We start from the raw sequence: 9,538 nt of genomic DNA on the forward strand, positions 1-9,538 counted from the left end.
ATTTAACTAAAAAAGCGCAGTTTCCCTGCGCTTTTTTAGTGCTACACTAATTAAAAGGTTTTCTAAAAGTAAATTAACGTTGGAACTAAGAACTTTACGTTACCATGCAATTGCTGTTGCCATACTGATTTTTATATTTTTTATAATCAGTACATTGGCATCAAACTTAGTCGTGCCTACACGATATACAATTGATAAAACGGCTCCAATGTACCTCGATTACGCCTACTATATTGACAAAACCAAAACTAAAACATTCGATAACATCATTAACCAACCTGAATTACTTACTCATCAACCATTTTCAGATGTTCCATGGAGCTTTAGCCAACAAAATTATTGGTTGTTTCTTGATTTAGAAAATAAAAGTCTTAACAAGCAAAATGTTGTAGCACATTTTGACAACCCTATGGTCGATCACCTTACGGTTTATCGCCTCGATAAAAATAACAAACTAATTGAAACATACAAACTCGGCGATAAAGAAGAAGCCCTCTCTTTGTTTGAATACAGCGTACCGCATATTCGCTTTTTAGTAGAAAGAAAATCATCACAACGCCTAGTAATAAAAATAGACACAATAGGCATAAGTAAAACACCTGTAAACTTGTATCGTGATAAAGAGTTTATTGACTTAGTGCGCTCTCAAGCTGGGATCTGGGGTATTTTTGTAGGCGTGCTATTGATGGCTGCGCTTTACAACTTGGTGCTTTATTTTGGTATAAAAGACCGTGTTTATTTAATTTATATTGGCTACATCGTCAGCGCTATTACGCTAATGGGTGCAGTACTGGGCTTTGGTTTTTATTTATGGCCTAAGCAATGGCAGCTCTTTATTCACGAACAAATTGTATTTAGTAATTATGGGGTCGCCTTTTTCACCCTTGCTTTTTGCACCATGTTTTTGCGCTATCATAAAGATAAATGTTGGCGTTACAAAATGAGCATAGCTCTACTTTGGCTAATGTTTACTCTTGCTGTATGTAGCTTGTTTATTCCTGAAAATATAGCGGCTCCTATATTTTTTGGTGTAATGGTACTGCTTTATATTACTTGTATTATTTTAATATATAACAAGTTACGCAGTGGTTTTAGGTGGGCTAAGTTTTATGTTTTATCATGGATACCGCTAATTTTTGGTGCGGCAATTCAGCCTATGGAACTCACTGGTGTTTTACCGTATACCTTTGCAACCCGCCATGCCTTTTTAGTCGCTATTTTGTGTGAAGTTATTTTAATGGCGATGGCATTAGCAGACAGGGTAAGGTATCAGCGAGAACGTGCGCTTTATCATGCCACGCATACACAACAAACACGATTACTTAATAGCTCCAAGCTAAAACAAGCATTTATGGCACTACAAAGCCAAAACCGCTCAACAACGTTGTGTTTAATAAAAATACGTCACTTTAATTCACTCAATACAATTATTACCTCTTCTCAGGGCTACACACTTATAAAGCATATAGCCAAAGAGCTTGAATTAGAACTCAGCCATGAACGTGAATTTACAAACCTCGAAACAGATTTAAACACCAGTCCTCGCTTAGCCGATTTAAGCAGTGGTGTATTTGCCTGTATTTCTACAAAAACACAAAACCAAGAAATGCTAGAAGCACTACTGACTAAAATAATTAGTAGCCTACCAAAACAATATGAAATTAAAGGGCTAAACCTGCAGCTTAGTTACAGTATAGGTATTAGTAGTGCAGGCAAGACTAACGACTTTGAATATTGGTTAAAGCGTGGTTATTTAGCGCTTAAAAAAGCAAAAGGTAGCGTTAATCAAGTTGGGTCATCGTCAAACGGTAATAATCTGATGATGGACGTTGCTCTAGCCGCTAAGCTGCAACAAGCAATCAAAACAAATCAACTGGCGCTTTATTACCAACCTCAAATAAACTTATTAAGTAACCACGTAAGTGGTGCTGAAGCTTTATTACGTTGGCCCGACCCAACTTACAGCAACTTATCAATTGAAGAGCTAATAATACTTGCTGAACACACAGGTATTATTAACGAGCTAACACTGTGGGTAATAGAGCAAGCTTGTAAAGACATAGTTGAGCTTACTAAAAATGGCTATAACGAGCACACAATTAGCGTAAATTTAAGTGCTAAAAACTTAACCATAAATAATTTAGCCGAAAAAGTAGAAAATATTTTAATTAAATACCAAGTGCCGGCACACTTACTTAAATTTGAACTAACCGAATCAGCCTTCGTAGATAGTCAAGATGCACTTATAGAGTTAATTGATGAGTTAACCGCATTAGGTATTAAAGTGGTACTGGATGACTTTGGGACAGGCTACGCGTCACTTAGCTACTTAGTTAATTATCACTTTAGTGAGCTTAAAATAGATAAGTCATTTGTTTTTGATTTGCCTAACAACCCAACTCACCAAGTTATTGTACAAACAGCCATTGATATGGCGCATAACCTCAATTTATCAATAACAATTGAGGGGGTAGAAACCCAAGAAATCCATCACTTGCTCAAAGATATGAACGCTGATTCCGCCCAAGGTTATTTATACGCAAAAGCACTGCCTTACACCGACTATTTACACTTCTTAAAAAGCCAATATAGCTTAAAAATGTTAGACTCCTCTTTTTAACATCTTTAGGGGCCAAGTAAAGATGCAAGGCACACTGCGTAAACTAAAATCGAGCTTAACCGAACCAGTACAATATCACTTACCTGTAGGTGAACACTTAGTAGACTTAAATGCATTTATAGGTAAGGAGCTTACGCTTACCTTTAGTGGCACTATTTTATGTTCTAACTGCGGTAAAAAAACCAAAAAAAGCTATTCTCAAGGTCACTGTTTTGTATGTATGCGCAAGCTTGCTAGTTGCGATATGTGCATAATGAAACCAGAAACTTGCCACTACGATCAAGGTACATGCCGAGAGCCACAGTGGGGCAAAGAAAACTGCATGATCCCACACTATGTGTATCTCGCTAACACCTCAGGTTTAAAGGTAGGTATTACCCGCCACACACAAATACCGACTCGCTGGGTTGATCAAGGCGCCACTCAGGCATTACCTATTTTTAAAGTGCAAACTCGCCTGCAATCTGGTTTAGTAGAAGTTGCATTGGCTGAATTTATTGCCGACAAAACTAATTGGCGCAATATGCTAAAAGGTCAAAACGACGCAATTGACTTAAAGGCAGCAGCAGCCGAGCTGATCCCACAAATTAGTGAAAAGCTAAACGAGCTCAGTGAATTATTTGGCGCAACAGCAATAGAGCAACTTGATGAAGATGTGGTTGATTTAAACTTTCCAGTAACCGAATACCCAACAAAAATCAGCTCATTTAACTTTGATAAAGACCCTGTTGTAAGTGGTGTTTTACAAGGTATTAAAGGTCAGTACTTAATCTTTGAAAAAGGCGTTATTAATATACGTAAATTTACGTCTTATGAAGTAACCGTAGGCTAACGGGCCATGTTAAACAGCTACCCACAATTATTGGTTATTTATAATGAGCTTGAGATAGCCCATAACCTACAAGAGCAACAAGAGTGCTTGCACAGCGTTACGCAAAGTGAGCTAAGCGATGTGCGAGTACTTAACAAGCAAGGTGACTACCTTAATTTACAAGGCACTGTTTGCCCTAAATTGAATGGCGAGCAACTAGCACAGCTTGTTACAGCTTACTTATTAAATGAAGGACAATGCTGCCTTGGTAAAATCAAAACCCTAAGCTCAGCGCAGGCGTTTGATTTACTAGGGCTATAAACACTCTCTTTATTTAAACCTCAGTAAGCACTTTTATATGCGCTACAGCACTGCGACCTAAAGCTGATAGCGCATAGCCACCTTCTAAATACGAAATAACCCCTTTGCAACCGCCCTCTTTAGCAACACCACATAGTTGCTCGGTAAGCCAAATATAGTCATCTTCAACAAATTTTAAGCTTGCCATATCATCTTCTAGGTGAGCATCGAACCCTGCGCTTATAAAAAGTAATTCAGGTTTAAACGCTTTTAATTTTGGTAGCCATTGCCCAGTAAACACCTCTTTTAAATCGTCGCCATTACTGGCAATTGGCAGAGGTGAATTAACTATATGGCTATTATTTTTAACCGCTGTATTTGGATAAAACGGATACTGAAATAACGAACAAAGCAGTACATTTTCGTCATCAATAAAAATATCTTGCGTGCCATTACCGTGGTGTACATCAAAATCCGCAATAGCAATGCGCTTAACCCCTTTGCTTTGTGCGTACTTAACAGCAATAGCTAAGTTATTAAACACACAAAACCCAGATGATGAGTTTTTGTTAGCGTGATGCCCTGGCGGGCGCACTGAGCAAAAAGCAGCATCGAGTTTATCGGCAAGTATTTCATCAACCGCTAACAATCCTGCACCTACTGCCCGCTCAATCGCTTTAAACGAATCGGGGCACAGCCACGTATCGCCATCTAAATTAGCGAGCCCTTCTGTTGGTAGCGTATTTTCTACGTGTTTAAGTAAAGCTTCATCGTGAGCAAGTAAATAATGCTCACGCTCGGCCTTGGGTGCTTGTAGGTGTGTTAAGCCAACATCTACGCCGCTGGCAAGTAATCGGTCTGTTATGGCATCTAGACGTTCTGGGCACTCGGGGTGGTCGTCTATCATTTTATGCTTACGGCAATGAGGATGAGAAATAACAGCGGTACGCATAAAAAGTCCCTTACAAGGTGTAAAAACTTAATATAGCAAAGCCACCGATGGGTGGCTTTGCGACTTTGGTTTATATCAATACTTTAAATATCAATATTAGCTATTTTGCTTTTAAATGTAGGTTTCTAAAGTCAAAGCTAAAGTCGGTCACTTGTGTTGATACCGCACGCATTTTGGCACTGTTTACACGATTTTGTGAGCTCATTTCAAAACGAATAAACGCATCTGCTTCTAGTAATTTTTCATCCCACTTAACAATAAATGTATTGCCAGTGTAATGCTCAAGAGTGCCTTTCAAGCGTTTAGTGTGCGTAAAATCAATGCGTAATTTACCATCTAACTGCTCAATAATTACATCGCCGTACCAATCATCGTGCAATGTTCCGGTGTAATTAATATTTGGTAATTGTGGTTGGTAGTCAGCGGGGGCTTCTGGTTTTGCATTAGCATACGCTTGTTGCTTGCCTTCAAAATGACTTTTAGCTAAATCTTCTACCCAGTCTTTATCTTCAAGTTCAAGTGCATCTTCAAGCACTTCATGGGTTACTGCCGAAAGTGCACCAAAAGCTTGTTGATTAGATAAAATAACAATACCGAGTTTTTTCTCAGGCAATAAAGTAACTTGCGATACCATTCCCAAAATACCACCGCCGTGACCTAACTTTTTAAAGCCGTGGTAGTCTTCAATACTCCAGCCTAACCCATAACCCCTAAACTGCTGATGATACGATTCAAACGCACTTTTAGACGCCATAGACGTAATATGTGGGTGCCACATTTGCGCTTGTTGCTTTTCGCTAAACAGCTGCTCGCCATTAGGCATTTTACCGCCCGCTAATTGCGTACGAAGCCATTGGCTCATATCGCTTACACTTGAAGCAATGGCGCCTGCGCCTCTAAAGTCTTCAAGGTAGTTCACAAAAAATGGATGAAGCGTGCCATCCATAGGAATATGACCTGTCGCCCAGTTTTTATTACTTTTTGGAATACGTGAAAAGCCCGCGCGTGAGTTATCCATGTGCAGCGGTTGTAATATATTTTTTTCGATGTAATCGTTCCAGCTCATCCCCGACACACGTGCAACCACTTCACCAGCGGTAACAAACATCAAGTTGTTATAAGCGTACTTACTACGAAAGCTGCTCGCTGGTTTTAAGTACTGTAATCCCGCTAAAATTTCATCAACTGATTTATCCGTGCTTGGCCAAATCATTAAATCTCCTTGCCCAAGCCCAAGCCCACTGCGATGGCTTAATAAGTCACGAATACGCATTTCGCGTGTTACGTACGAATCGTACAATCTAAACTCTGGTAAATGATCAATTACGCGATCATCCCAGCTTAATTTACCTTCATCAACCAACTTTGCCAGTGCCGCAGTAGTGAATGCTTTTGTGTTTGAAGCAATACCAAATAAAGTGTCTTTGTTTACTTTTTTGTTGGTATCGAGATTAGTTACACCAAAGCCTTTAGCAAATATTACTTTATCGTTTTCAACAATGGCGACTGCCATACCGGGTACGTCAAAACGTGCCATTGACGCTTTAATTACGTCGTCAATTTTGTTGGTATCAACTTGTGCCCAGCTACTAAACGAAGTGCCTGCTAGTAGTGCAATTGCGGCAAGTTTGGTTAATTTCATATCAATCCTATTTTATTATTTTTGATGAACTGCAAATTCAATTGCTGCGCGCTCTTGATTGGTATCGCTTTTTTGTGCGCGATTTAATATCGCATCACTGTATTCTTTTGGTACGCCCGCTTCAAGTGATCCGCGATGAACGTGTTTTATGTACCAATCATATGGGAGTACATTGCTGTCATGGGTATTAGCTATATAACAATGTGCGGCTACAGTCTCACCCGTTAAAAGCGTTGGGGCTATATCTACGCAGTCATAACCTACGCCCTCAATACCATCTAAAATAGCTTTTTCTTCTTCATTGAGCTCATAAATAACGCCGTAAACCAATGCATCTTCTTTATCGCTTGGACAAATACTGCATTTACCTGAGCCATCTTTAAATAGCATATCAAAAGTAAGCTCGTAGCCCTTAAGTATCGCGGTTCCTACACGCTTTACATTGGGCAAGCGCGCTAACAAACGATTAGATGACATATTAGAACCAAACGAAAAATTATATAGCGGCATTTTTATCTCCTGCGCTTTTTGAATAAGTTAAATAACAACACGTACTGCAAGTGCAATTAAAATAATGCCAATTCCACGGTCAAACCAATAACCGCGTTGTTGGAAAAAGCCTCTTACATTATTTCTAGAAAGTATTATTGAAAGTATTGAAAACCACGCCCAAGTAGCCAATGCCATGTACACGCCGTAGCCGACCTGTACGCTAGTAGGTGTTGTTGGGCTAATCACGAGTGTAAATAACGACATAAAAAATAACGTGGCTTTTGGGTTTAATGCATTGGTGAAAAAGCCGCGCCTAAAAGCCACCCAAACGGGCTCCTCTTGAACGGTTTTGTTTTCAATATCTTTTGCAGCCTCGCCTTCATTACTTGCAGGCGGTTTTGCAGCTCTAAGAGCTTGTACGCCTAAATAAGCTAAATATGCACCAGCAAGGTACTTAAGCGCCATAAATAAACTAGGCGATTGCGTTAAAATAAGCGCAACACCCAACACACAATAGGCAACGTGCAGTAAAATAGCAGCGCCAACACCTGCGCTTGTCCACAATGCATTGCGCCTACCTTGTTGCACACTTTGCTTGAGCACAACGGCAAAGTCAGGCCCAGGACTTGCTACTGCAAAAAAATGAGCAATAACAATCAGTAAAAATTCATCTAAGTATTCCACGCAAATCCTTGCTAGTTTGGCGAATAAGCTAATAACAGCGGGTTGGCCGAGTTATTTACCAATGCTTTAATTTCTTTTTGTGCTTTTTTAAACTGGCCACGTAAATGCGGCTTTAAGTGTTTTTTAGACACCTTATCGTTTTTAAAGTAACTAATTAGGGCATGCATAAATACCGTATGCGTTTCACTTAACTTAGCTTCACGGTTAGCGTATGGGTTATAGCAAGAGCCACAACCCCCTTTAAACTGATACACCGTGTTGCTCATCATTACACCAAACCCTAAAAAACAAGCAAGTGCATCAGCAGCTTGTGGTAAATACTCCCTACCACCTGGCGGTAGCACCCCAACGTGATGAATAAGTATAGTAGCCAGAGTACCCGCATAACTTGCCACTAAATCTTGTGGCTGATTAATCTGATTAGGATTAAAAGAAATATTAATCGTATGGCTTGGCGGCACAATTAAATGGCTGCCTTCGCCACGTATTTCATTGCTAAATTCAAAGTGTGGAAAAACTTGCGGTTGTAATTGCTGCGGTGCAACTAGTTGGATAGGCCATGCGTTCATACCCGCGTAATTAGTAACGCGGTTAAAAACATTACTCGCCATTTCTTCAATGCTCGATACCGAATCAGGGAAAAAAGTGGCCGTTGGCAGTATTATTTGAGTGTGCTTTGTAAAAAACTCAGCATCAAAGTTTTCTACAGCCCAAATAAATGTATCAATAAGCCATTGCTGTTCTTGCTGCTCTAATAATGGCTTTGATTTAAATAAAGCTAACATAGTGTGCTCTTTTAGGTTTTAGTTTAGGTGCTTACGTAGGTGCTAACTTAGTCTTTTTGTGTAAGCGCCCAGTCCCACGCTTGAGTATTGTATAGCGGCACTGTTGATAGCGCATGGTGGTGGCTACCACTGGACTCTTTAGTTGAGTACGATAAGTACAATAAAGTACGATTTTCAGCATCGTAAATACGACGCACTTTTAGTGATTTAAATAATATACTTTTAGATGATTTAAAGATCACTTCGCCCGATTTGCTACGGTCTATTTTTTGTAGCTGCTGCGCTGTAATTGGCCCCGTTTGACGACACGCTATAGACATATCAGAGGGATCAGAAAAGTCCAAATTAGCCTCTATATGACTAATATGACAAGTAACGCCCTCAACAATAGGATCTTGCTGCGAATTCACCACAACATCTTTAGTTGTAAATAACCCAAGGCTTACCGAAGCAACATCGTCAGAGCAAGCACTTAACGTAACAATTGCACATGCAAGTAAAGCTAAACGTTTAAATTTTTGTGGTAATTTCATACTTATCCTTAATCAATATATAGGTAACTTAGTAGATGAGTTACTAAGCGAAGGTTCACCTGTTTGTTTTTATACTAACATCAAAAATAAATACGACTAAATTAGTTTAAAGTAAAGATTTTAGATAGCTCAGGGTTTAGTGACCCCTCTTGTATTTGATACAATTACCTCTCGCTCATGCAGTAACTCATAATAGGAAACGCCTAAATGCCGCACATTATTATTGAACACTCAGAAGACCTCCCCGTTTTACCTCAAGTACTGGTAGAAAAAATTCATACAACCGCTTTCGAAAGTAACTTGTTTGAATTAGAAACCATAAAAACACGTGCTATTGCTTATCAGCAATATCAACTTGGCGCAGGAAAATCAGGGTTTATACATATCGCGGTACATATTTTGGCAGGACGCTCAATTGAGCAAAAACAAATGTTAAGCGAACTGCTACTTTCATGTTTAAAAACATATTGCAGAGCATCAGACAGTCTAAGCGTAAATATTTACGATATTGAGCATGAGATATACCGTAAAAATTAGTTAACTCTTGTAGTTTTGAGCAATAAAAGTAAATACTAGTAAGTAAAAAGCCCCAATCGGGTAATGCCGATCAGTTAAGAAAATGACCGGTTGACCGATCCAAACGATCATGCAAAATCCGTAGTTAGGAAACTAACTACGGATTTTTTTGTGAATATAGAACAAGCACTGCAAGCAACACT

The 9,538-nt window shown here is 39.3% G+C and carries 10 protein-coding genes; 4 read left to right on the forward strand and 6 right to left on the reverse strand.

Going from position 1 to position 9,538, the window contains the following annotated elements:
• Nucleotides 1-79 precede the first annotated feature (79 nt).
• From I6F10_RS11090 to I6F10_RS11100, 3 genes are read left to right on the forward strand one after another with little or no spacing between them, the layout of a single operon-like run.
• Nucleotides 80-2,620: an EAL domain-containing protein gene (locus tag I6F10_RS11090; RefSeq protein WP_197098834.1), complete on the forward strand. Its 2,541-nt coding sequence runs from the start codon at nt 80-82 to the stop codon at nt 2,618-2,620.
• A 22-nt stretch (nt 2,621-2,642) separates the two neighbouring features.
• Nucleotides 2,643-3,452, forward strand: coding sequence for a DUF2797 domain-containing protein (locus I6F10_RS11095; RefSeq protein WP_197098835.1), 810 nt, complete (start codon nt 2,643-2,645; stop codon nt 3,450-3,452).
• A 6-nt stretch (nt 3,453-3,458) separates the two neighbouring features.
• Nucleotides 3,459-3,752: a hypothetical protein gene (locus tag I6F10_RS11100; RefSeq protein WP_197098836.1), complete on the forward strand. Its 294-nt coding sequence runs from the start codon at nt 3,459-3,461 to the stop codon at nt 3,750-3,752.
• Between the two features lie 13 nt (nt 3,753-3,765).
• On the opposite strand, the gene I6F10_RS11105 is transcribed toward I6F10_RS11100, so the two are convergent.
• The 6 genes from I6F10_RS11105 to I6F10_RS11130 form a co-directional block, all read right to left on the reverse strand.
• Nucleotides 3,766-4,683 (reverse strand): histone deacetylase family protein, encoded by a 918-nt coding sequence (locus I6F10_RS11105; protein ID WP_149593802.1) that lies wholly within the window; start codon nt 4,681-4,683, stop codon nt 3,766-3,768.
• 100 nt (nt 4,684-4,783) lie between these two features.
• Nucleotides 4,784-6,325, reverse strand: a complete 1,542-nt coding sequence (locus tag I6F10_RS11110) for a serine hydrolase (RefSeq protein WP_197098837.1) — start codon at nt 6,323-6,325, stop codon at nt 4,784-4,786.
• Nucleotides 6,326-6,340: 15 nt separating this feature from the next.
• Complete coding sequence (locus I6F10_RS11115; RefSeq protein ID WP_024605481.1) at nt 6,341-6,835, reverse strand: gamma-glutamylcyclotransferase family protein; 495 nt, start codon at nt 6,833-6,835, stop codon at nt 6,341-6,343.
• 27 nt (nt 6,836-6,862) lie between these two features.
• Complete coding sequence (locus I6F10_RS11120) at nt 6,863-7,501, reverse strand: LysE family translocator (RefSeq protein ID WP_197098838.1); 639 nt, start codon at nt 7,499-7,501, stop codon at nt 6,863-6,865.
• Between the two features lie 11 nt (nt 7,502-7,512).
• On the reverse strand, nt 7,513-8,286 hold the full coding sequence (locus I6F10_RS11125; protein WP_002957816.1) for a hypothetical protein: 774 nt from the start codon (nt 8,284-8,286) through the stop codon (nt 7,513-7,515).
• 47 nt (nt 8,287-8,333) lie between these two features.
• Nucleotides 8,334-8,819 carry a CreA family protein gene (locus I6F10_RS11130; protein ID WP_165744689.1) on the reverse strand — a complete coding sequence of 162 codons (486 nt, stop codon included), beginning with the start codon at nt 8,817-8,819 and terminating at the stop codon, nt 8,334-8,336.
• Nucleotides 8,820-9,026: 207 nt separating this feature from the next.
• Between I6F10_RS11130 and I6F10_RS11135 the strand changes: the two genes are divergently transcribed.
• Entirely contained in the window at nt 9,027-9,356 is a 330-nt protein-coding gene (locus tag I6F10_RS11135) for a 5-carboxymethyl-2-hydroxymuconate Delta-isomerase (protein ID WP_002957818.1), read from the forward strand.
• Nucleotides 9,357-9,538 lie beyond the last annotated feature (182 nt).

It is taken from the genome of Pseudoalteromonas sp. SWYJZ98 (assembly GCF_015864495.1).
GTDB classification, from domain to species: domain Bacteria; phylum Pseudomonadota; class Gammaproteobacteria; order Enterobacterales; family Alteromonadaceae; genus Pseudoalteromonas; species Pseudoalteromonas distincta.

Bases quoted from the DNA above. Each gene is read 5' to 3' on its own strand.
- I6F10_RS11095 (WP_197098835.1), top strand. From the start codon at position 2,643: ATGCAAGGCACACTGCGTAAACTAAAATCGAGCTTAACCGAACCAGTA.
- I6F10_RS11130 (WP_165744689.1), bottom strand. From the start codon at position 8,819: ATGAAATTACCACAAAAATTTAAACGTTTAGCTTTACTTGCATGTGCA.
- I6F10_RS11125 (WP_002957816.1), bottom strand. From the start codon at position 8,286: ATGTTAGCTTTATTTAAATCAAAGCCATTATTAGAGCAGCAAGAACAG.
- I6F10_RS11110 (WP_197098837.1), bottom strand. From the start codon at position 6,325: ATGAAATTAACCAAACTTGCCGCAATTGCACTACTAGCAGGCACTTCG.
- I6F10_RS11105 (WP_149593802.1), bottom strand. From the start codon at position 4,683: ATGCGTACCGCTGTTATTTCTCATCCTCATTGCCGTAAGCATAAAATG.
- I6F10_RS11115 (WP_024605481.1), bottom strand. From the start codon at position 6,835: ATGCCGCTATATAATTTTTCGTTTGGTTCTAATATGTCATCTAATCGT.
- I6F10_RS11135 (WP_002957818.1), top strand. From the start codon at position 9,027: ATGCCGCACATTATTATTGAACACTCAGAAGACCTCCCCGTTTTACCT.
- I6F10_RS11100 (WP_197098836.1), top strand. From the start codon at position 3,459: ATGTTAAACAGCTACCCACAATTATTGGTTATTTATAATGAGCTTGAG.